This window comes from Xanthomonas rydalmerensis (assembly GCF_033170385.1).
Lineage (GTDB): Bacteria > Pseudomonadota > Gammaproteobacteria > Xanthomonadales > Xanthomonadaceae > Xanthomonas_A > Xanthomonas_A rydalmerensis.
Window position 1 is genome coordinate 1,973,668 of the sequence record NZ_CP126170.1, and the last position, 22,005, is coordinate 1,995,672.

18 protein-coding genes are annotated in these 22,005 nt (G+C 71.0%); 10 read left to right on the forward strand and 8 right to left on the reverse strand.

What is annotated here, in order from left to right; all coding sequences use genetic code 11:
* Nucleotides 1-106 precede the first annotated feature (106 nt).
* The 10 genes from QN245_RS08165 (at nucleotide 107) to QN245_RS08210 (ending at nucleotide 10,704) form a co-directional block, all read left to right on the forward strand.
* The gene (locus QN245_RS08165; RefSeq protein WP_184646516.1) at nucleotides 107-1,384 is read left to right on the forward strand and encodes a polysaccharide biosynthesis protein GumE; all 1,278 of its coding nucleotides are present in this window, start codon (nucleotides 107-109) and stop codon (nucleotides 1,382-1,384) included.
* Nucleotides 1,381-2,478 (forward strand): acyltransferase family protein, encoded by a 1,098-nt coding sequence (locus QN245_RS08170; RefSeq protein ID WP_317845020.1) that lies wholly within the window; start codon nucleotides 1,381-1,383, stop codon nucleotides 2,476-2,478. Before QN245_RS08165 ends, QN245_RS08170 begins: the two co-directional genes overlap by 4 nt.
* Nucleotides 2,479-2,521: 43 nt before the next feature.
* Nucleotides 2,522-3,655 carry a glycosyltransferase family 4 protein gene (locus tag QN245_RS08175; RefSeq protein WP_317845021.1) on the forward strand — a complete coding sequence of 378 codons (1,134 nt, stop codon included), beginning with the start codon at nucleotides 2,522-2,524 and terminating at the stop codon, nucleotides 3,653-3,655.
* Complete coding sequence (locus QN245_RS08180) at nucleotides 3,652-4,701, forward strand: glycosyltransferase (RefSeq protein WP_184646521.1); 1,050 nt, start codon at nucleotides 3,652-3,654, stop codon at nucleotides 4,699-4,701. Before QN245_RS08175 ends, QN245_RS08180 begins: the two co-directional genes overlap by 4 nt.
* Complete coding sequence (locus QN245_RS08185; protein ID WP_184646522.1) at nucleotides 4,698-6,200, forward strand: lipopolysaccharide biosynthesis protein; 1,503 nt, start codon at nucleotides 4,698-4,700, stop codon at nucleotides 6,198-6,200. The genes QN245_RS08180 and QN245_RS08185 overlap by 4 nt, the downstream gene beginning before the upstream one ends.
* Before the next feature lie 52 nt (nucleotides 6,201-6,252).
* The gene (locus QN245_RS08190) at nucleotides 6,253-7,440 is read left to right on the forward strand and encodes a glycosyltransferase (RefSeq protein WP_160967352.1); all 1,188 of its coding nucleotides are present in this window, start codon (nucleotides 6,253-6,255) and stop codon (nucleotides 7,438-7,440) included.
* 52 nt (nucleotides 7,441-7,492) lie between these two features.
* Nucleotides 7,493-8,284, forward strand: coding sequence for a polysaccharide pyruvyl transferase family protein (locus QN245_RS08195; protein ID WP_160967354.1), 792 nt, complete (start codon nucleotides 7,493-7,495; stop codon nucleotides 8,282-8,284).
* On the forward strand, nucleotides 8,271-9,059 hold the full coding sequence (locus QN245_RS08200) for a WecB/TagA/CpsF family glycosyltransferase (RefSeq protein ID WP_160967356.1): 789 nt from the start codon (nucleotides 8,271-8,273) through the stop codon (nucleotides 9,057-9,059). Before QN245_RS08195 ends, QN245_RS08200 begins: the two co-directional genes overlap by 14 nt.
* 74 nt (nucleotides 9,060-9,133) lie before the next feature.
* The gene (locus QN245_RS08205; protein WP_160967358.1) at nucleotides 9,134-9,604 is read left to right on the forward strand and encodes a cupin domain-containing protein; all 471 of its coding nucleotides are present in this window, start codon (nucleotides 9,134-9,136) and stop codon (nucleotides 9,602-9,604) included.
* A gap of 77 nt (nucleotides 9,605-9,681) precedes the next feature.
* Complete coding sequence (locus QN245_RS08210; RefSeq protein ID WP_317845022.1) at nucleotides 9,682-10,704, forward strand: TraB/GumN family protein; 1,023 nt, start codon at nucleotides 9,682-9,684, stop codon at nucleotides 10,702-10,704.
* 132 nt (nucleotides 10,705-10,836) lie between these two features.
* On the opposite strand, the gene dxs is transcribed toward QN245_RS08210, so the two are convergent.
* From dxs to QN245_RS08250, 8 genes are all read right to left on the reverse strand, one after another.
* Nucleotides 10,837-12,750, reverse strand: a complete 1,914-nt coding sequence (gene dxs / locus QN245_RS08215; RefSeq protein ID WP_317845023.1) for a 1-deoxy-D-xylulose-5-phosphate synthase — start codon at nucleotides 12,748-12,750, stop codon at nucleotides 10,837-10,839.
* Nucleotides 12,751-12,894: 144 nt separating this feature from the next.
* Nucleotides 12,895-13,554, reverse strand: coding sequence for an HNH endonuclease (locus QN245_RS08220; RefSeq protein WP_202394680.1), 660 nt, complete (start codon nucleotides 13,552-13,554; stop codon nucleotides 12,895-12,897).
* A 114-nt stretch (nucleotides 13,555-13,668) separates the two neighbouring features.
* Entirely contained in the window at nucleotides 13,669-15,453 is a 1,785-nt protein-coding gene (locus tag QN245_RS08225; RefSeq protein WP_317845024.1) for an acyl-CoA dehydrogenase C-terminal domain-containing protein, read from the reverse strand.
* 104 nt (nucleotides 15,454-15,557) lie between these two features.
* Nucleotides 15,558-16,205 carry a response regulator gene (locus tag QN245_RS08230; RefSeq protein WP_167087785.1) on the reverse strand — a complete coding sequence of 216 codons (648 nt, stop codon included), beginning with the start codon at nucleotides 16,203-16,205 and terminating at the stop codon, nucleotides 15,558-15,560.
* Between the two features lie 88 nt (nucleotides 16,206-16,293).
* On the reverse strand, nucleotides 16,294-17,013 hold the full coding sequence (locus QN245_RS08235; protein ID WP_317845025.1) for a sensor histidine kinase: 720 nt from the start codon (nucleotides 17,011-17,013) through the stop codon (nucleotides 16,294-16,296).
* The gene (locus QN245_RS08240; RefSeq protein ID WP_317845026.1) at nucleotides 17,010-20,246 is read right to left on the reverse strand and encodes a protein kinase domain-containing protein; all 3,237 of its coding nucleotides are present in this window, start codon (nucleotides 20,244-20,246) and stop codon (nucleotides 17,010-17,012) included. The genes QN245_RS08235 and QN245_RS08240 overlap by 4 nt, the downstream gene beginning before the upstream one ends.
* Nucleotides 20,243-21,088 (reverse strand): FHA domain-containing protein, encoded by an 846-nt coding sequence (locus QN245_RS08245; RefSeq protein ID WP_317845027.1) that lies wholly within the window; start codon nucleotides 21,086-21,088, stop codon nucleotides 20,243-20,245. Before QN245_RS08245 ends, QN245_RS08240 begins: the two co-directional genes overlap by 4 nt.
* Nucleotides 21,089-21,134: 46 nt before the next feature.
* Nucleotides 21,135-21,971: a DUF6689 family protein gene (locus QN245_RS08250; RefSeq protein WP_317845028.1), complete on the reverse strand. Its 837-nt coding sequence runs from the start codon at nucleotides 21,969-21,971 to the stop codon at nucleotides 21,135-21,137.
* Nucleotides 21,972-22,005: the final 34 nt, after the last annotated feature.

Genomic DNA, 22,005 nt, shown 5'->3' on the forward strand with positions numbered 1-22,005 from the left:
TCCCGCTTGCGCCGAATGACGTCGCGCGCGGCACCCGTGTGCCGCGCCTGGCGGCGGCGCGCTGCCGCGTTGGCGCGCGATGCATCGCCACCGCAGGGAGCTGCGCATGCTGAGCGCATCGGACATGCCGCTGCGCGAGCAGCGCCGCAACCTGCTGATCGAGCTGGTGTTGCTGTTCGCCATCGGCTACAACTTCGTGCTGGCGGTGATCAACGCCAAGGTGTTCCGGGTCAGCCCGGCGATGACCTATGCGGTGGAACTGGCGGTCTATGCCGCCTGCTTCCTGCTCGGCCTGCGCGCGCTGGATCGCAAGCGCCTGGCGATGGTGTTCACCGGCATCGCCCTGTTGGCGCTGCTGATGCTGGTGCGCCTGTTCCTGGCGTGGTCGCTGGATCCGAAATTCTTCCGCGATGCGCTGATCCCGTTCGCCTTCCTGCTGCTCGGCGCCGCCTATACCGGCTCGCTGCCGCGCATGTTCGTGCGCATGGCGCTGCTGGTGTCGCTGGTGGCGGTGTTCGAACTGGCGCTGCCCAAGGTCTACGGCGACGTGGTCAATCCCAAGAGCTATTTCGTCAATGCACGCGGCGCCAGCGCGTCGAGCTTCTGGAACCAGGACAGCAACCTGTTCGTCAGCGCGACGCGACCGGGTGCGCGCAACTTCCTGCCGTCGTCGAACCTGCCGCGCGCCTCCTCGGTGTTCATCGAGCCGGTGACGATGGGCAACTTCATCATCTTCTTCACCGCCATCCTGCTGACCTTCTGGCGCTGGATGCGGCCGTTCGCGGTCGTCGCCTCGGTGGCGATGATCGGCTTCCTGATCGTGGCCTCGGACGGACGCCTGGCCGCCGGCACCTGCGTGATGATGGCGCTGCTGAGTCCGTTGCTGCTGCGCATGGATCAGCGCCTGGGCTTCCTGATCTTCTTCGCGGTGATGGGCGGTGCATGGCTGCTGGTGTGGGCCTCGGGCATCCAGAGCTATGAGGACACCACGCTGGGGCGGGTGTTCTTCACCGTCGATTCGATCCGCAGGATGAGCGCCGATGCGTGGATGGGGCTGGACGTGGACCAGCCGTACCGCTACTTCGACAGCGGCATCGCCTACTTCATCTCCTCGCAGTCGGTGCTGCTGGTGCTGGCGTTCCTGCTGGCCTATTCGTTCGCGATGCTGATGCGCACCATCGAAGGGCAGTTGTTCAAGAACCTGCTGATCTTCGCGTTCTCGCTGAGTCTGCTGGTCTCCAACGGCTACTTCTCGATCAAGACCGCGGCGCTGTGGTGGTTCGTGTGCGGCTGCCTGTGGCAGATGGCGCCGCAGTTGCGCGATGCGTCCGCGGTGCCGCCGCGGCCGGCACCGGTCCCGCGGATTCCGGCGGTGCCGGCATGAGCGCGCCCGCCACGGCCGTCTCCGCGTCGGTGCCGGCGCAGGCGCGCAGCGCACGCGCGAGCGTGCCGCGCGACATGCGCATCGACGCGGCCAAGGCGATTGCGATCCTGCTGGTGGTGTTCGGCCATGCCAAGGGCATTCCGCACGCCTACGTGATCCTGGCCTACAGCTTCCACGTGCCGATGTTCTTCCTGTTGTCGGGCTGGGTCGGTGAGGCCTTCGGCAATCGCCCACTGACCCTGGCCACGGTCGGCAAGCTGGCGCGCAGCCTGTTGCTGCCGTATGTGGCGTTCTTCTTTGTCGCCTACGCGTACTGGACGCTGACCCGGCATATCGGCAGCAAGGCGCAGCTGTGGGGCGACCGGCCGTGGTGGGAGCCGCTGCTGGGCCTGGTCAGCGGCATCGGCCCCAAGCTCTACGTGATGCCGGCGCTGTGGTTCCTGCCGGCGCTGTTCGTGACCACGCTGGCGTATCTGGCGCTGCGGCGGACGCTGTCGGTGCAGGCCCTGGCCGGGCTGTCGCTGCCGCTGGCCTGGGGCTGGGCCTGCTGGTTCCCAGGGCAGGACATGCGCCTGCCGTTCTCCCTGGACGTGCTGCCGGTGGCGCTGTGTTTCTTCGCGATCGGCGCGCTCGCCGCGACGCGCGCGCACTGGTGGCCGGCACGGCCGGCCGGCAATGCGCTGGCGGCGGTGCTGCTGGGCGCGGCCTGGTTCGCGATCGCCTGGTACAACGGCCGCGTGGACGTGAACCTGCTCAAGTTCGGCGATTCGCCGCTGGGCTTCCTCGCCGCCAGCCTGCTCGGCAGCGCCATGGCCTTGTGCGTGGCCGGCCTGGTGCAGCGCTGGGCCTGGCTGCAGTGGATCGGACGCAATACCTTGCTGATCCTGTGCACGCACACCTTGTTGTTCTCGGTGATGGCCGGCGTCGCCGCTCGCACCGGCCTGGTTCGCGGCGATGCCTGGGGACCGGCCTGGGCGGTGTCGGTGAGCGTGCTGGCGGTGCTGGCCAGCGTGCCGATCCGCGTGGTGCTGGTGCGGGTCGCGCCGTGGATGATCGGCGTGCGGCGCAGCGCGGTCGCAGGAGCGACGGCATGACGGCGGCGCTGCGAACCGCGTACAGGCGCGACGGAGGCCGGGCATGAAGGTGGTGCATGTGGTGCGCCAGTTCCATCCCTCGGTGGGCGGCATGGAGGAGGTGGTGATGAACATCGCGCGCCGCCATCTGCAGCAGGGACGCGACCAGGTCGAGGTGGTGAGCCTGGACCGGGTGTTCACCGATCCGCAGCAGCGCCTGGCGCCGCGCGATAGTCATCAGGGCGTGCCGATCGTGCGCCTGCCATACCGCGGCTCCTCGCGCTACCCGCTGGCGCCGTCGGTGCTGGCGGCGGTGCGCGGCGCGGATCTGCTGCACGTGCATGGCATCGATTTCTTCTACGACTTCCTGGCCCTGACCCGGCCGCTGCACCGTGTGCCGATGATCGTTTCCACCCATGGCGGTTTCTTCCATACCACCTACGCCTCGCGCCTGAAGATGCTCTGGTTCAAGACCCTCACCCGCGCCTCGGCGCTCGCCTATGCGCGGGTGGTGGCGACCAGCGAGAACGACGGCCAACTGTTCTCGCAGGTGGTCGCGCCGCGGCGGCTGCGGGTGATCGAGAACGGCGTGGACGTGGACAAGTTCGCCGGGCAGGGCAGCGCCGCGCCTGGTCGCACGCTGATCTACTTCGGGCGCTGGTCGGTCAACAAGGGCCTGTTGGAGACCCTGGACCTGGTGCGTGCGCTGGCCGCACAGGACCCAGCCTGGCAGTTGATCGTGGCCGGGCGCGAATACGACTTCAGCGTGGCCGACCTGCAGCAGGCCATCGCCGAGCGCGGCCTGCAGCAGCGGGTGCGCCTGCAGGTGGCGCCGACCCAGGCGCAGTTGGCGCAGTTGCTCGGCAGCGCGCAGTACTTCGTGTGCCTGTCGCGGCACGAGGGCTTTGGCCTGGCAGCGGTGGAGGCGATGAGTGCCGGGCTGTTGCCGATCCTCAGCGACATCCCGCCGTTCGCGCGTCTGCAACGCGAGTCGGGGCAGGGCGTGCTGGTCGACCCCGCCGATGTGCAGGCCGCCGCGGCCACGGTGCGTGCCTTTGCCAGCGGCGCCGATGCGGCCTTCGCCGCGCAGCGCGAAGCGGCGATGGCCTATGCGCATCGCTACGACTGGGACCGCGTGGTCGGCGCCTATCTGGACGAGTACCGCCTGGCGCTGGGCGGAGCGGAGGGCGGCCGATGAGCGGCGAGAGTCAGCGCCACGGCGCGTCGCAGCAGGCTGCGCCGGCGGTGACCGTGCTGCTGTCCACCGAACGCCCGACCGCGACCACCAATCCCTACCTGACCCAGCTCTACGCGGCGCTGCCGCCGCAGGTGCAACTGCGTTTCTTCTCGATGCGTGCGGCACTGCTGTCGCGCTACGACGTGCTGCACCTGCACTGGCCGGAGTACCTGCTGCGGCATCGCACCGCGCTCGGCACGCTGGCCAAGCAGGTCTGCGTGGCCCTGTTGCTGTTGCGCCTGCGCATGGCCGGGGTGCCGATTGTGCGCACCCTGCACAACGTCGCGCCGCACGAGGACAAGGGCTGGCGCGAACGCCTGCTGCTGCGCTGGATCGACCGCCAGACCGCACGCTGGATCCGCATCAACGCGACCACGCCCACGCGCGCGCCGGCCACCGACACCATCCTGCACGGCCACTACCGCGACTGGTACGCGCCGCTGCCGCAACCGCCGCGGGTCCCCGGGCGTCTGCTGCATTTCGGGCTGTTGCGCCCGTACAAGGGCGTGGAAACGCTGATCGCCACGCTGCGTGCGCTGCCCGATCCACAACTCAGCCTGCGCATCGCCGGCAATCCGATCGACGCACAGATCCGCGACGTGGTCGAGCGCGCCTGCGCCGAGGATCCGCGGATCAGCGCACGCCTGCAGTACGTGGAAGACGCGGTGCTGGCGCAGGAAATCGGCGAAGCCGAACTGGTGGTGCTGCCGTACCGGCAGATGCACAACTCCGGCACCCTGCTGCTGGCACTGTCGCTGGCGCGCCCGGTGCTGGCGCCGTGGAGCGAGGCCAATGCCGCCATCGCCGAGGAGGTCGGTGCGCAGTGGGTGCAGCTGTACCAGGGCGAGCTGGACGCGACGCAGCTGGCGCAGGCCCTGGCGCAGGCGCAGCAGCTGCCGGCCGAGGCCGTGCCGGACCTGTCGCGGCGCGACTGGAACGGGATCGGTCTGCAGCACTACCGCAGTTATCTGCAGGCGTTGACCGCGCGCCGCGGGGAGCACGCATGAGCGGCACCGAGACCCCACGGCCGGCGGCGCCGCAACCCGGGCTGGGCGCGCGCGCGGCCGGCGGTGCGGCGGTGACCATGGCCGGGCAGCTGGCCAAGATGGTGGTGCAGTTCGGCGGCATCATTCTGTTGGCGCGGCTGCTGACGCCCTACGACTACGGCCTGATGGCGATGGTGACGGCGATCGTCGGCATGGCCGAGATCCTGCGCGATTTCGGCCTGTCCTCGGCGGCGATCCAGGCCAAGCACGTCAGCCGCGAGCAGCGCGACAACCTGTTCTGGATCAACAGCGGCATCGGCCTGGTGCTGGCGATCGTGGTGTTCCTGTCCTCGGCGTGGATCGCGCACTTCTACCGCGAGCCGGCCTTGCTCGGCATTTCCCAGGCGTTGGCGGTGACCTTCCTGCTCAATGGCATGACCACGCAGTACCGCGCGCACCTGAGCCGTGCGCTGCGCTTCGGCCAGGTCTCGCTGAGCGATGTCGGCGCGCAGGTGCTGGGCCTGCTGGCCGGCGTCGGCGTGGCGCTGGCCGGCTACGGCTACTGGGCGCTGGTCTGGCAGCAGGTGGTGCAGGCGCTGGTCAACCTGCTGATCGCCGGCGCCTGCGCGCGCTGGCTGCCGCGCGGCTATCGGCGCGACGCGCCGATGCGCACCTTCCTGAGCTTCGGCTGGAACCTGATGGCGGCGCAGTTGCTCGGCTATGCCAGCCGCAACGTCGGCCAGGTGATCATCGGCCACCGCATCGGCGCCGAGGCACTGGGCCTGTACAACCGCGCGTTCCAGCTGCTGATGATGCCGCTGAACCAGATCAACGCGCCGGCCACCTCGGTGGCGCTGCCGGTGCTGTCGCAGCTGCAGGACGATCCGCCGCGCTTCGGCAACTTCCTGCTGCGCGGGCAGACGGTGATGGTGCACCTGATCGTGGCGCTGTTTTCCTTCGCCTGTGCGCTGGCGATGCCGCTGATCGTGCTGGTGCTGGGCGAACAGTGGCGGCCGGCGGTGCCGCTGTTCCAGGTGCTGACCCTCGGCGGCATCTTCCAGACCGCCTCCTACGCCACTTACTGGGTGTTCCTGGCGCTGGGCCTGATGCGCCAACAGCTGGTGTACTCGGTGGTGGGGCGGGTGATGCTGATCGCCTGCATCTTCGCCGGCTCGCTGTGGGGCGTGATGGGTGTGACCGTGGGCTACACGCTGGGCTTGCTGGTGATGTGGCCGCTGTCGGTGATCTGGATCGCGCGGATCGCGCCGCAGATCCCGGCCTGGGAACTGTTCAACAACGCCTTGCGCGCGGTGCTTGGTTACGGCGTGTGCGGCGTCGCCGCCTACTTCGCCGCGCAGCAGTGGGGCGGCGCGTCGTTGTGGCTGCAACTCATCGTGGGCGCGGCGGCCATGGCGATCGCGTGCCTGCTGGTGTTCGCGCTGTGGCCGGCGTTCCGCCGCGACGTGCTGGCGATCCTGCAGATGCGCACGCTGCTGCGCCAGGCGCGGAGCACGCGATGAGCGCAGGCCTGCCGCCTCTTTCTTTTCCTTCCTCCCGCCTAGGAGCGAGCGCATGAGCGATTCTTCCGCAGCGGCGCTGCCCGCGTCGGCGCCGAGCGCAGCCGCCACCGGCCGCCCGCCGTGCTACCTGGTGCTGTCGGCGCACGACTACCGCACGCCGCGCCGCGCCAACATCCACTTCATCGCCGATGAGCTGGCCAAGCGCGGCACCACGCGCTTCTTCTCGCTGCGCTACAGCCTGCTGTCGCGGCTCAAGGGCGACCTGCGCCTGCCGCTGGACGCCAGCGCCAACCAGGTGGTTCGCCACAACGGCGTGGACTGCTACCTGTGGCGCGCGCCGCTGCATCCGTTCAACACCCGGCGGCGCTGGCTGCGGCCGCTGGAAGACCTGATGTTCAAGCTGTACGCGGCGCGCGCGCCGGCCACGCTGCTGCGCTGGATGCGCGAGGCCGACGTGATCGTGTTCGAGAGCGGCATCGCAGTGGCCTTCATCGCGCTGGCGGCGCGGATCAACCCGACCGCACGCAAGGTGTACCGCGCCTCCGACGGCTTGAGCACGATCAACGTCGCCGACTACATCGAGCGCGAGTTCGACCGCATGGCGCCGAGCCTGGACGTGATCGCCCTGGTGTCGCCGGCGATGGCCGAGGAGGTCGCCAGCCGCCACAACGTGTACCACGTCGGCCACGGCGTGGACCACGACCTGCACACGCTCGGCGACCCGTCGCCGTACGGCGAGGGCATCCATGCGGTGGCGGTGGGCTCGATGCTGTTCGACCCGGCGTTCTTCGTGGCCGCCAGCCGCGCCTTCCCGCAGGTCACCTTCCACGTCATCGGCTCGGGCATGGACCGCGCGCCCGGCTATGGCGACAACGTGGTGGTGTACGGCGAAATGAAGCATGCCGAGACCATTCGCTACATCAAGCACGCGCGCTTCGGCATCGCGCCTTACGCCTCCGAGCAGGTCCCGGCGTATCTGGCCGACAGTTCGATGAAGCTGCTGCAGTACGACTTTTTCGGCCTGCCGGCGGTGTGCCCGCATGCCGTCGTCGGCCGCTATCCGTCGCGCTTCGGCTACACCCCGGGCGACGAGGCATCCATCGTCGCCGCGATCGGGCAGGCGCTGCAGGCGCCGCACGTGCGCCATCGCCAGTGCCTGAGCTGGTCCGACACCACCGACCGGGTGCTGGATCCGGCCGCCTATCCGGAGACACGTCTGTTCGCCGACGGCGCGGTCTGAGCATACGCCGTCGGCGTGTTCGCCGTATCCCCCGCGCAACCAAGGAGGACCGATGTCCGCATTGCAAAAATGGATCGATTACGAAGAGCGCCGGGCGCTGTTCTGGTGGAAGCCGAAGAACGGCGAGATCAACGTCGGCGATCACCTGTCCAAGATCATCGTCTCCAACGTGCTCGGCCAGCGCGACCGCACCTTGCTGGACAAGCGCGACAAGCGCCAGCGGCTGATCGCGATCGGCTCGGTGCTGCATTTCGCCCGCGACGGCGACACCGTGTGGGGCAGCGGCGTCAACGGCAAGATCCCTGCCGACCGCCACAGCTTCCGTCAGCTCGACGTGCGCGCCGTGCGCGGACCCAAGACCCGCGCATTCCTGCGCGAGCGCGGCCTGCAGGTGCCGGAGGTGTATGGCGACCCGGGCTTGCTGATGCCGCTGTTCTTCCCGCGCGAGGCGTTGGCACCGGCGCCGGCACGGCGGCCGTTCCTGGTGGTACCGCACTTCAACGAACCGCTGGACAAGTACGTCGGCTACAAGGATCACCTGGTGTTGCCGAACCGCCAGCCGGCCGCGTTCGTGCGGCAACTGCTCGGCGCCGATCTGGTCGTGTCCAGTTCCTTGCACGGGCTGATCCTGGCCGAAGCCTATGGCGTGCCCTCGGTATACCTGGACTGGGGCAACGGCGAGGACCGTTTCAAGTACGACGACTACTACGCGGGCACCGGCCGCAGTCGCTGGCACGCCGGACACACGGTGGAGGAATGCGTGGCGCTGGGCGGCAATACCGTGTTCGACCTGGCGGCGGTGCAGCGCGGCCTGCTGGAGAGTTTTCCGCATGACCTCTGGTGAGCGCGCGACGGGCGAGGTGCTCGCGCTGGGCGGCTATCCGATCCTGCGCAGCACCGAAGCCGATTTCGTCGCCACCCTGCTGCAGGCGCTGGCACGCGGCGAGCGCCGCCAGGTGTTTTTCGCCAATACCAACTTCGTGGTGCAGTGCCAGGCCCTGCGCGAGCGTCTGGCCGCGCCGGGCGTGTGCATCGTCAACGACGGCATCGGCATGGACCTGGGCGCGCTGCTGGTGCACGGCCGCCGCTTCGCCGGCAACCTCAACGGCACCGACCTGATTCCGGCGCTGTGCCGGAAGAGCGCGCGTCCGCTGCGCTTCTTCCTGCTCGGCGGCCGTCCCGGCGTGGCCGAGGCCGCGGCGCAGACCTTGCGGCAGACGCTGGGACAGCAGGTGGTCGGTACCTGCGACGGCTACGCCGAGTTCGCCGCGGCCGGCAAAGACCTCGCCGCGCGCATCAACGCCAGCGGCGCCGACGTGCTGCTGGTGGCCTTCGGCAATCCGCTGCAGGAGCGCTGGCTGCTGCAGCAGGCCGGCCGGCTGCAGGTGCCGTTGGCGTTCGGCGTGGGCGCGCTGCTGGACTTCCTGTCCGGTACCGCCCGGCGTGCGCCGGCCTGGGTGCGCCGGCTGCGCCTGGAATGGATCTACCGCCTGCTGCGCGAACCGCGGCGCCTGCTCAAGCGCTACAGCTGGGATCTGCTGGTGTTCTTCGCGCTGTGCCTGCGCCGTGGCCGGCGGCTGGCAGCAGCGCCCGCCCGCGACTCGCTGCCGCAGGCATGAACGGGCGCGCATCGGCCGCGCAGATCGCAGCGCCTGACATGCGCGGGGCCGCGCGGCAGGATTAGACTGGAGGCATGTCCAGTGCCGCCGCCTTCCGAATCGCCGCCCTGGTGCGCGACCTGTCGCTGCTGCCGCACCCGGAAGGCGGGCGCTATGCGCGCGTGCATACCTCGGCGGTAATGGTGCAGCACGCGCAGACGCTGCGCCCGGCCTGTACCGCGATCCGCTTCCTGCTGGAGCAGGGCGAGGTCAGCCGCTGGCACCGCATCGATGCCGACGAGACCTGGCAGTGGGAAGAGGGCGGGGCGCTGGAGCTGTTCGGCTTCGACCCGCACCACGGCTTGCAGCGCTACCGCCTGGATGCCAGCGAGCGCGGCGGCATGCCCTCGGTGGTGATTGCGGCCGGCACCTGGCAGGCGGCGCGTCCGCTGGCCGACTATTGCCTGGTGCGCTGCGTGGTGGCGCCGGGCTTTCTCTGGGAGCGCTTCGAATTGCTGGAAGACAGCGACCCGCTGGCCGCGCATCTGCCCAGACTGGACGGGTAGTCATGCCTCCGCGGCTGGGGTGGAGCAGGGCACGCGGACTGCACGCGACGACCAGACAAGAACGCGTTGCGCGCCGGTTGCGGGCGCTGCTGTGCCTGGTGGCCGCGCTGCTGGTGCCGGTCGGTGTGCCCGCGGCGCAGGCGCAGACTGCGGCATCGGCACCGTCGTCAGCGCCAACCAGTCCACCGGTGGTCGACCTGGACGCGGTGCTGGTGAGCGGGCGCCAGCCCGGACCCGGACTGTGGCAGGTCCGCCGCGGCGACCACGTGCTGTGGATCCTCGGCACGGTCTCGCCCCTGCCCAGGCGCATGCAGTGGGAATCGGGCGAGGTGGAGCGGGTGATCGCCCAATCGCAACAGGTGATCGGGGCACCGACCCTCACCCTGGACTCTGGCCTGGGCATGTTCCGCAGCCTGTTGCTGCTGCCGTCCTTGCTCAAGGCGCGGCGCAACCCCGACGACCGCACCCTGCAACAGGTGCTGCCGCCCGACCTCTATGCACGCTGGCTGCCGTTGAAGGCGCGTTACCTGGGCCGCGACAACGGCGTGGAACGCTGGCGTCCAGTGTTTGCCGCGCAGGAACTGTACGAGGCGGCGATGCGCACATCCGGCCTGAGCCTGGGCAGCGTCGTGCAACCGGTGATCGAGCGTGCGGCCAAGCGCGCCAAGGTGCCGATCGTGCCGGTGGTCGTGGAGGTCCAGGTGCCCGACGCCAAGCGCGCGCTGCAGGAATTCCGGGCAACGACCTTGAACGACAGCACCTGCTTCGCGCGCACCCTGCAGGTCATCGATCGCGACCTGGCGACGATGCGCCAGCGCGCCAACGCCTGGTCCGAAGGCGATCTGGAGACGCTGACCACGTTGCCCGCCAACGATCAGTACCGGGTCTGCCTCGATGCGGTCGGCGAAGCGGCGATCGCGCGCAAGCTGGGCCTGGGCGATGTGCGCAAGCGGGCCCAGGCGGCCTGGTTGCAGGCGGCCGAGCGGGCGCTGACGCAGAACCGCTCCAGTTTCGCGGCGTTGCCGATGCAGACCCTGCAGGACCCTGGCGGGCCGCTGGACCGGCTGCGTGCCCGCGGTGACGAGGTGATCGCGCCTTAGGGCGTGCGCTGGGGGCCGTGTCCCACGCGGAGCGGCCTCTGTGCGCGTCCGGAATGTAGATGCACGCGCGGTGGCGCAAGCCATCAGGCACGGCACGCGCTGAGGCCGTGCCGTACCCGCCGACCGCGGCGGTCAGCCCGCCGCAGTGCGCGGTGCGCTGGCGCTGGTGGCCAGTTGCGGCCAGCGCTTCAGCACTGCGGCGCGGATGCCGGCGGCGTCGATGCCGGCTTCGGCCAGCAGTTGCTCGCGGCTGGCGTGGTGCTGGAACGCGTCGGGCAGGCCCAGGTGCAGCACCGGGCGCAGCACGCCTTCGGCGTTGAACAGCTCGGCCACGCCGGAGCCGGCGCCGCCGGCCACCACGTTGTCCTCGATGGTCACGAAGCCCTCGTGGCTCTGCGCAAGTTCCAGCAGCAAGGCGCGGTCCAGCGGCTTGACGAAGCGCATGTTGACCACGCTCAGGCCGAGTTCGCGGCCGACCTGTTCGGCCGCCGCCAGGGTCGCGCCGAACGCCAGCAGCGCCACCGTGTGGCCCTGCGCGCGCACTTGCGCCTTACCGATCGGCAAGGGTTCCAGCGTGGTTCCGGGGGCGATCCCGGGGCCGGTGCCGCGCGGGTAGCGCACCGCGGCCGGGCCGGCATGGCGCAGGCCGGTGCTGAGCAGTTGCCGGCACTCGGCTTCGTCGGCCGGCGCCATCACCACCAGGTGCGGCACGCAGCGCAGGAAACTCAGGTCCAGGTTGCCGGCATGGGTGGCGCCGTCCGGGCCGACCACGCCGCCGCGGTCGATCGCGAACAGCACGTCGAGCTGCTGCACCGCCACGTCGTGCACCAGTTGGTCGTAGCCGCGCTGCAGGAAGGTGGAGTAGATCGCCACGACGGGCTTGGCGCCGTGCACGGCCATGCCCGCGGCCAGGGTCACCGCGTGCTGCTCGGCGATGGCCACGTCGAAGTAGCGCTGCGGGTACTCCTTGCTGAAGCGCACCAGGCCCGAGCCTTCGCGCATCGCCGGGGTGATCGCCAGCAGCGCCGGCTCGGCCGCGGCCATGTCGCAGATCCAGTCGCCGAACACGTCGGTGTAGGTCGGGGCCTTGGCGCCCGGCTTGGCCACCAGGCCCTTGCTGGGATCGAACGGGCCGACTGCGTGATAGCCGATCTGGTCGCCCTCGGCCAGTTCGTAGCCCTTGCCCTTGGTGGTGATGACGTGCAGCAGCTGCGGACCCTTGAGGGTCTTGAGCGTCTTCAGCGCGCCGAGCAGCGCCGGCAGGTCGTGGCCGTCGATCGGGCCGGTGTAGTGGAAGCCCATTTCCTCGAACAGCGTGGACGGCACGAACATGCCCTTCCAGTGCTCTTCCCAGCGCCGCACGAAGCGCGCGGTGGGGTTGCTCTTCTTGTCGCCGAGGATCTTCTTGCCGCCCTCGCGGATGGCGTTGAGGGTCTTGCTGCCGCTCATCCGCCCCAGCATCTTGGTGACCCCGCCGACCGCCTCGGAGATCGACATGCGGTTGTCGTTGAGGATCACCAGCAGGTTCGGTTCCGGGTCCATGCCGCCGGCGTGGTTCAGCGCCTCATAGGCCATGCCGGCGGTCATCGCGCCGTCGCCGATCACCGCCACCACCTTGCGCTCGTCGCCCATGCGCTGCAGCGCCACCGCCATGCCTAGCGCAGCCGAGATCGAGGTGGAGGAATGGCCGACACCGAAGGTGTCGTACTCGCTTTCCTCGCGCTTGGGGAACGGCGCCACGCCGTCGGCCTGCTTGACCGTGTGGATGCGGTCGCGGCGCCCGGTGAGGATCTTGTGCGGATAGGTCTGGTGGCCGACATCCCACACCAGTTGGTCGACCGGCGTGTCGTACAGGTAATGCAGGGCGACGGTGAGTTCGATCACGCCCAGCCCGGCGCCGAAATGGCCGCCGCTCTTGCCGACGCACTCGATCAGAAAGGCACGCAGTTCCTCGGCGATGGCCGGCAGCTCCGATTCATCGAAGCGGCGCAGTTCGGCGGGGACCTGGATGCGCGAGAGGCGCGGATAGCGGGTGGAGTCGATCATCGGGATGGAGGTTCAGCGGACCTGTCATTTTCCTCTCCATTCCGGGCACACGCAATCAACCCGTTCAGTCGCGGGCGCGCGCATGGCCTGTTTCGGCACGGGTGCGGCAATCCGTCGCAGCCCCATGAGGGCGATGTGATGCGGCTAGCGCGACAGCTTCGAGCGCTTCGGCAACTGCGCCTTCAGGAACGACATCTGGTCGGCCAGGATGTTGCGGTTGGACAGGATCAGGTGCTCGATCCAGCTCGGCCGGTATGGCACCGCCAGCAGCGGCATCGACGCCTGCTGCGGGGTGCGGTTGCCCTTGCGCGAATTGCAGTGGAAGCACGCGGTGACCACGTTCTCCCAGATGTCGCGGCCGCCCTTGGACACCGGCAGCACGTGATCGCGGGTCAGCTGCGGGCGGCTGAACTGCTGGCCGCAGTACAGGCACAGCTGCGCATCGCGGGCGAACAGCGCGGTATTGGTCAGGGTCGGGGTGGGGTCGAGCGCACGCGCATGCGCGTGGCCGCGCGCGGCGATGATCGGGTGCAACTCCAGCACGCTGCGCTCGCCACTGGCGCGGCTGATGCCGCCATGGATGTGCAGGCACGGCTCGCCGAGGGTCCAGGCGACCGCGCCGCGCGCGTACAGGCAGGCGGCGTCCTGCCAGTTGATCCAGTCCAGCACGCGGCCGTGCGCGTCCAGCGACAGCAGCCGGACCGAAGGCAGGTGGGAAGGGGACGCCGCAGGCGACGGGACCGCGACCGAAGTGCCGCAGGCCCCGGTATCGATCAGACCAAGCGTTGTTGTGTCTGTCTCCATCGGGAAAACAGCTTATACCCGATTGGTGACGGTTTGTGTATCGGCCCGCGGCGGGCCGTGCCGCCCCGGCACGGCGTGCCTGCCGGGGCGGGGTTTGGACTCGGACGCGCGGTCTCAGAACTGTGCGTCGGCCAGCGCCATCAGCGGCTCGGCGCCGCTGTCGATGGCCGCGGCGTGGGTCAGCGTGCGCGGCAGCAGGCGGGCGTAGTAGAAGCGGGCGGTCTCGCGCTTGGACTGCTTGAACGCCTCGCCGTGCGCCGAGGCCTCGGCCGCGGCGACGCTGCGCGCCCACCAGTAGGCCAGCACCACGTAGCCGGAATAGAACACGTAGTCGTAGCTGGCCGCGCCCAGTTCCTCGGGGTTGCCGGCGGCGCGCTGCAGGATGCGCTTGGTCAGCGCCGCCCACTCGGCGGCCTTCTCGCGCAGCGGCGTGACGAATTCGGCCACCGCCGGGTTGTCGGCGTGCTCGGTCAGGAAGGCCTCGATCTGCGCCAGGAACAGCTTCAGTCCCGCGCCCTGGCTGGACGCGGTCTTGCGGCCGATCAGGTCCAGCGCCTGGATGCCGGTGGTGCCTTCGTAGAGGGTGGTGATGCGTGCGTCGCGGGCCAACTGCTCCATGCCGTGTTCGTGGATGTAGCCGTGGCCGCCGAAGCACTGCAGCGCGTGGTAGGTGTTCTCCACCGCCCACTCGGTCTGGCAGGCCTTGGAGATCGGGGTGAGGAAGCTGACCAGCACGTCGGCCTGCTCGCGTTCGGCCGGATCCTGCGCGCTGTGCGCGATGTCGATCAGGGTCGCGGCGTGCAGCGCCAGCAGGCGGCTGCCTTCGGTCAGCGCCTTCACCGTCAGCAGCATGCGCCGCACGTCCGGATGCACCAGGATCGGGTCGGCCGGCTTCTCCGGCAGCTTGGCGCCGCTCAACGAACGCGACTGCAGGCGCTCGCGGGCGTAGTGCAGCGCGTTCTGGTAGGCGCGCTCGGACAGGCCGATGCCCTGCAGACCGACGCCGAGGCGCGCGGTGTTCATCATGGTGAACATGGCCTGCAGGCCCTTGTGCGGCTGCCCGACCAGATAGCCCTGGGCGCCGTCGAAGTTCATCACGCAGGTGGCCGAGCCGTGGATGCCCATCTTGTGCTCCAGCGAGCCGCAGCGCAGCGCGTTGCGCTCGCCGACGCTGCCGTCGCGGGCGACCTTGAACTTCGGCACCACCAGCAGCGAGATGCCCTTGGCGCCGGCCGGCGCGTCCGGCAGCCGCGCCAGCACCAGGTGCACGATGTTGTCGGTGAAGTCGTGCTCGCCGGCGGTGATGAAGATCTTGGTGCCGCTGACCGACCAACTGCCGTCGGCGTTGGGTTCGGCGCGGGTCTTGAGCAGGCCCAGGTCGGTGCCGCAGTGCGGCTCGGTCAGGCACATGGTGCCGGTCCAGCGGCCGTCCACCAGCGGCTTCAGGAACACCTCCTGCTGCCAGGCCTCGCCGTGCTGCTTGAGAGCCTCGACCGCGCCGTGCGACAGCAGCGGGAAGTTGCCCCAGGCCAGGTTGGCGGCGTTGACCATTTCGTTGAGCGGCACGCCCAGGGTGTGCGGCAGGCCCTGGCCGCCGAACTCGGCGGCGGCGGTCAGCCCGGTCCAGCCGCCCTCGGCGAACTGCCGGTAGGCCTCGCGGAAGCCGGGCGCGGTGGTCACCGCGCCGGTGGCCTTGTCCAGGGTGCAGCCGTGCTCGTCGCCGACCCGGTTCAGCGGCGCCAGCACGGTGCCGGTGAAGCGCGCCGCTTCCTCCAGCACCGCATCGATCAGTTCGGCATTGGCCTCGGCATGGCCGAGGCGGGCGAACAGCGCCTCCACCTGCAGCACGTCGTGCAGCGCGAAGCGGAGATCGGTCAACGGGGCTTGATAGGTGCTCATGCGATCGCTCGTGACGAGGGCCGCGGTGCGGCCGAGGTCCCCAGGATACTATGGCGTATGGAGTAAGCGTAGCCGGCTCCGAACGAACCGCCGCGCGGCGCCGTTCAGTCGAGCAGGCCGTGGCGGACCGCGTAGCGCACCAGTTCGGCGGTATTGCGCATGCCCAGCTTGTTGAGCACGCGGAAGCGGTGGTTCTCGGCGGTCTTGACGCTGATCTGCAGCACCCGCGCGATCTCCTTGGTGGTGCGGCCTTCCACGATCAGGTGGAACACCTCGCGTTCGCGTGCGGTCAGGCTGCGGTAGGGATCGGGCGGCAGCGCTTGCGGCTGCTGCATCTGTGTCACCAGCGCCTGCGCGGCCTGCGGCGAGAAGTGGCCGCGGCCGGCGTGCAGGTTGCGCACCGCGGCGATCAGGTCGGCGCTGGCGCTGTCCTTGAGCAGGTAGCCGGAGGCGCCGGCGCGCACGGCGTGCAGCACGTATTCGTGTTCCTCATGCATGGTCAGCACCAGGATCCGCGCCAGCGGCACGGTCTCGCACAATCGTCGGACCACGTCGATGCCGTTGAGCCGCGGCATCGAGATGTCCACGATCGCCACGTCCGGGCTGGTCGCCTCGGCCTTGGCCAGCGCCTCGATGCCGTCGGCAGCCTGCGCCACCACCTGGATGCCGTCGATCGCGTCGAGCACGGCGACCAGGCTTTCGCGCACCAGGGTGTGGTCGTCGGCGATGAGGACCCGGATCGGCGCGCTCATGCCGGTCCGCTCCAATCGCGCTGACAGGCGGGATCTCGCGGCGTGTGCAGCGCCGCGCGGGTGTCGGGGCGGGGCAGGGCGATCACGTTCAATCGGCCTCCAGCGGCACCCGGATCTGCACGCAGCAGCCCTCGCCTGGGGACGACTGCAGGCGCAGGCTGCCGCCGCTCAGGCGCAGGCGTTCGCGCAAGCCGCTCAGGCCGCTGCCGCCGGCGGTCAGCGCCTGCTGCGGGTCGCAGCCGCGGCCGTCGTCCAGCACCTGCAGATGCGCCCAGCCCTCGCGCGCGACCAGTCGCAGCAGCACCGACTGCGCCCCGGCGTGCTTGAGCGCATTGGTCAGTGCCTCCTGTGCGCTGCGGAACAGCAGGGTCTGCAGCGCTTCGTCCAGCGCCGGCAGCGGGCCGATCTCGACCGTGACCGGGGTGGCACCGGCGGCGGACTGGCTGCGGCCCAGCCAGCCCAAGGCCGCCTCCAGCCCCAGGTCGTCGAGAATCGGTGGGCGCAGCAAGCGCGACATCTGCCGGGTGTCTTCCAGCGCCTGCGTGCACAGATGGATGGCCTCCTCCAGCGGCGCGCGCAGCGCAGCGTCGGCTGTGCCGAGCGCCGCACCCAACTGCGCCAGCCGGTGCTTGAGCACGGTGAGGTTCTGGCCGACGCCGTCGTGCAGTTCGCGCGCCAGGCGCCGGCGCTCGTCCTCCTGGACCTTGACCACGGCGCGGCCGAGCCGGCGGAACTCGCGCTCGTTGGCTTCCAGGCGCTGCAGCAGCAGGCGGTAGCGTTCGGCGGCGGTGGCAGTGGCGTCGCTCATGGCGTGCTCCGTGCGCTTGCGACATCGGCACCGCTGGCGGCCTGCGCCGCGGCGCGGCGGGCGCGTTGCGCGGCGGCGTGGTCGCCGAGCGCGTCCAGGCGCTGCGCGGCCTGCGTGTGCAGGGCGGCGGCGAACAGCGGGCTGCCGCGCAGCAGCAGGGTCTGCGCCTGCGCGTAGCGCGCCGCGACCTGGTCGGCAGCGCCGTAGCGCAGCGCCTGCTGCAGATAGCGCAGGCGCAGCCCGGCGTTGCCCAGGCGTGCGACATCGGCCGCCAGCGCGGCCAGGGTGGGTTCGTCGTGCGCCGCCTGCACCCGCACCTGCAGTTGCAGCAGGCGGGTGCCGCTGGCGCGCGCCAGTGCCTCGGCCTGGCGCAGCGCAGCGGCGGCCGCGGCGTCGTCGCCGTCGCGTTCGGCCAGTTGCGCCTGCAGCAGCGCCGCACCGGCGCGCTGTTCGCTGGACACCGAGGCGGCGGCCTGGCGCTGCACCTGCTGCAGCGCCAGCCGCGCCTGCGCCGGGTCGTCCAGCGCCAGCCACAGTTGCGCGCGCAGCAGGGCGATGTCGGTCTGGCCGCGCTGGTCGCGGCTCTGCTGGAACAGCCGCTGCGCCTGGTCCAGTTCGGTCAGCGCCACGTCGCGCTGGCCCTGCCAGAACGCCAGTTCGGCCAGGTTGCGCCGGCTCACCGCCACCTCCTCGAGCATCTGGTGGCGCTCGGCCTCGCGCAGCGCCTGGGTCAGCAGGGTCTGCGCCTGCGCCCACTGGCCGCGCGCGGTGGCCAGCAGGCCGAGGTTCTGCGCGGTGCGCACCCGGCCGGTGGCGTCGTTGAGATCGGCATAGGCGCGCGCGGCCTGTTCCCAGAACGCCTGCGCGCTGTCCAGGTCGCCCAACTGGAAATGCGCGAAGCCGATGTTGTTGAGCGTCTCGGCCACGCCGTGCGCATCGCCGAGCGCGCGCCAGGCGGTCAGCGCGCCGCGGAACGCCTGCAGCGCCTGCGGGTAGTCGCCGCGCTCTTCGGCCAGCAGACCGAGTTCGTTGGCGGCGGCGGCCTGGCCGTCGCGGTCGCCCAGTTCGACGTACAGCGCCTGCGCCTGGCGCAGCTGCTGTTCGGCCTCGGCGAAGGCACCGCCGATGCTGAGCGTGCCGGCCAGGTTGCGCAGGCTGGTGGCGACGCCACGGCGATTGCCGACCTGGCGACGCAGCTCCACGGCGCGCAGGTACTGCGCCTGCGCCTGCTGGGCCAGGCCGAGCCGACCGTAGCCCACGCCCAGTGCGTTCACCGTTTCCGCCTCGCCATAGAGGTCGCGTCCGCGGCGGAACAACAACTGTGCGCGCAGCAGGTCGTCGTCCACCGCGGTGGCGGCGTTGCCGCTGAGGATCGCCAGCTTGCCCAGCGCCAGCCATAGCCGCGGATCGTCGGGATCGCGCTGCGACAACGCGCGCAGACGATCGCGCGCCGCGTCCAGATGGCCGGCCTGCGCCTGGACCCGCGCGAACTGCAGTTGCACCACGCTGTCGTCGGGCCTGGCCGTGGCCAGCGCCTGCCAGGTGCGGTCGGCGGCGGCGAGATCGTCTTCCGCTTCCAGGCGCAGCGCCTCCAGCATCGCCAGGGTGCGCGGCCGCGCCGGCGCCGTGGGCGCGCGCGCGCTCAAGGCTTCGCGCGCTTTCTGTTCTTCGCCGATGGCCTGCGCCGCGACCACCTCGGCCAGGCGCAACGGCGCGGACTGCGGCGCCTGCGCGCTGGCCTCGGCGAACTGCTGCAGCGCCTGTGCGCTGTCGTCGCGTTGCTGCGCCGCCAGGCCGCGCGCATATGCCTGCAGCGCGGCGGGCGCCGGCAGGTCGTCGGGCAGGGTGGTGCCCTCGGCGAGCAGCGTCCTGGACGCGACCGGCAACCACGCCGCGTAGGCCGCGGCCGGATCGGCGGCGACCGGTCCGTCGAGGCGTTGCGCCGCGCCGCTGGCCGGATGCAGCAGCGCCTGCAGGCGCCAGCCGGCACCCTGGCGTTGCAGGCTCGGCTGCAGCACGCGTTGCGCGGAGGCGAGCCGGCGCAGCGCCGCCACGTCCAGCGGCGCCTGGCCGGTGGGGTCGTACTGGCGCAGCGCCTGCCGGGTGCGCGCGTCGTCGACCACGGTCAGCGTTTCGCCGAGGCTGCCGCGCAGCCACGCACCGAGCGCCAGGCGCTGTTCGGCGTTGCCCGGGTCCCCGGCCAGCGGCAAGACCAGCAGGCGCGGCAGCGGTTGCACGGCGACCACCGGCGGCGGGGCGCTGGCGCTTTGCGCCTGCCATTGCCAGGCGCCGGCACCGAGCAGGGCGGCGCCGGCCAGGGTCGCGGCCAAGCCAATGGCGAGGCGGCGCCAGCGCCGGCGATCGCGCGGCAGTTGCCGGCGCTCGATCGCCACGATGACTTCGCCAGCGTGCTGCAAGCGGTCGCGCGGCTGCGGGCGCAGCAGCCGCTGCAGCAGCCGCACCAGCCAGCCCGGCACGTCCGCGCGCAGCCGGTCCACCCGCGGCGGCTCGCGCAGCATGCGTTGGGCCAGGGTCTCGGACAGGGTGCCGCCGGCGAACGGCACCTGCCCGGCGAGCATTTCGTACAGGATCAGGCCCAAGGCGTAGAGGTCGCTGCGCGGGTCGAGCGCGTCGCCGCGCGCCTGTTCGGGCGACAGGTAGGCGGGCGTGCCGATGACGTTGCCCAGGGTCGCGCCCAGACCGCTGCTGGCCATCGAGCAGGCCACGCCGAAGTCGCTGATCAGCGCATCGCCGCCGCGTTGCAGCAGGATGTTGGCCGGCTTGAGGTCGCGGTGCACGACGCCGCGCGCATGCGCCGCCTGCAGGCCGCGGGCGATGTCGCCGGCGATGCGCAACGCGGTGTCGACGTCCAGCCGTTCCTCGCGCTGCAGCCGCGCTTCCAGCGACTCGCCCTCCACGTAGTCCATGCTGATCAGCCAGCGCCCGGCGTGTTCGGCCAGGTCGTGGATCCGCACCACGTGCGGACTGGATACCAGCCGCGCCAGCAGCAGTTCCTGGCGGAAGCGGGCGAAGGCCTGCGGCCGCTGCGCCAGTTCCGGGCGCAGCAGCTTGACCGCGACGTCGATGCCCAGCGCCTGGTCGTGGGCCAGGTACACCAGACCCATGCCGCCGATGCCGAGCAGGCGCTCGATGCGGAAGCGGCCGGCCAGCACGTCCCCCGGCGTCAGGCTTTCCTGCGCGTACAGGCCGGTGGCGGTGGCGGCGTCGCTCATGCCGGCTCCGGCTCCGCGCCGGTCTCGCGCAGCGCCTGGCGCGCGGCGATCCAGAGCGCGGCGCGCTCGCAGAAGGCTTCGAGCAATTGCATGTCCAGCGCACCGATGGCACTTCCGGCGCGGCGGCTGTCGGCGTAGATCGCGCCGAGCACGCGCGCGCCGTCGCGCAGCGGCAGGCACAGCACCGTGCGCAGGCCGGCGGCGCAGACCGAGGCGCGCTCGGCCAGCCACGGCACGCCGCCGACGTCGTGGGCCACGGTGGCCTGGCCGTGGCGCAGGGCGCGTTGCAGGGCACCCTCGCTGCCGGCGAGCCCGCGCTGCAGCGGCAGCGGCCCGGTGCCGTGGCTGGCCGCGATGCGCTGGCCGTGCGCCTCGGCCAGGACCAGCAGGCCGCGTTCGGCCTGGGACAGTTCGACTACCGCGTCCAGGCTGGCGCCGAGCAGATCGTCGAGTCCGCCGATCTGGGCGAGCCCCTGGGTGAGCGCGGTGGCGCGATCGCAGCGGGCGCGCTGGCGGCGTTCGGCCAGTTCCGCATCGGCCGGGCTGAGCGGGGCGAACTCGGCGTAGATGTCGCCAAAGCGCAGCCAGGTCGCGGTCTCCAGCGCGATCGGCGCGGCCACGCGCACGCCATCGCGGAAGCTGCCGTTCTTGCTGCCCAGGTCGTGCAACTGCCAGTGGCCGTCGGCCTGCGGCTGCAGCCGGGCGTGCCAGCGCGACACCGAGGGATGTTCCAGTGCCAGCGCGTTGTCCGCCGCGCGGCCGATCGCCAGCGTCTGCCCGGCGGCGAGCAGCAGCGTCGGCGCCGGCGCGTCGGGCAGGTAGGCGGTCAGGCGCGCGGGCATCGCGGGGTGTCCTCGATCGCGGTGCGGGTGACCGGTCCAGCAGTGCTCAAGGCGCGTAGAGACGTTGGTAGTCGATGGAGAAGCGCAGCGTCGCCGCGCCGGCCAGCAGTTCGCCGGCGGGGTTGCCTTCGCTCATGCCGGCATTCCAGGTCTGCGCGATGCCGTGGCCGGCGCGCGCCGACACCTGCTCGCGGAACCCGTCCAGCGCCACCGTGGCGGTGGTGTAGTCGGCATTGGCCAGAGCGCTCTGCACGCTGCTCAGCATGGCTGCCAGCGGCGCCGCCTCGCTGGCCGGCAGCTGCGCCACCAAGGCCTGCAGGCGGCCCAGCTTGGCGGACACCACGGTGGCGGTCGGGCGCAGGTCGTGGATCACGATGAACTGTGAGAAGCCGCCGGTGGTGCCGCGGGCACGGACGCTGCCGGGCGCGATGTCGTCGGTGATGTCGCGGAAATCGCCGCCTTCCGGGGCCTTGAACAGACGCAGGTTGCTGTCGGCGGTGTAGGCCAGCGCGTGCGTGTGCAGTTCCACATGCACGAGCCGCCGGAACGCCAGGCCGCCGCTCGGCGGCGGCGTCACCGTGACCAGCAGCGGCAACTGCGATGGCACCTGGCTGGCTTGCGTGCTGGGCAGTCGCGGCAGCAGCGCCGCGACCTGGGCCGGGGTCAGCAGTTGCGCGCTCAGGCCCAGGCTGCCTGGGTTGAGGTCGCTGGCGTCGTCGAATTCCAGCGTCAGCTCCGCCAGCGGATACGGCCCGGCGCCGATCGTCGCCGTCGCCACGTTGCCGCTCACGTCGACCTGCACCGGCAGCGGTTGTGCGGCGAGCCCGCTGGACGCCGCCATGGCGCAGAACAGCAGGCAAACCCTTGCGAACATCATGTGCATCTGAAACCCCCTGTTGCATGTGCCGGCACCGCGC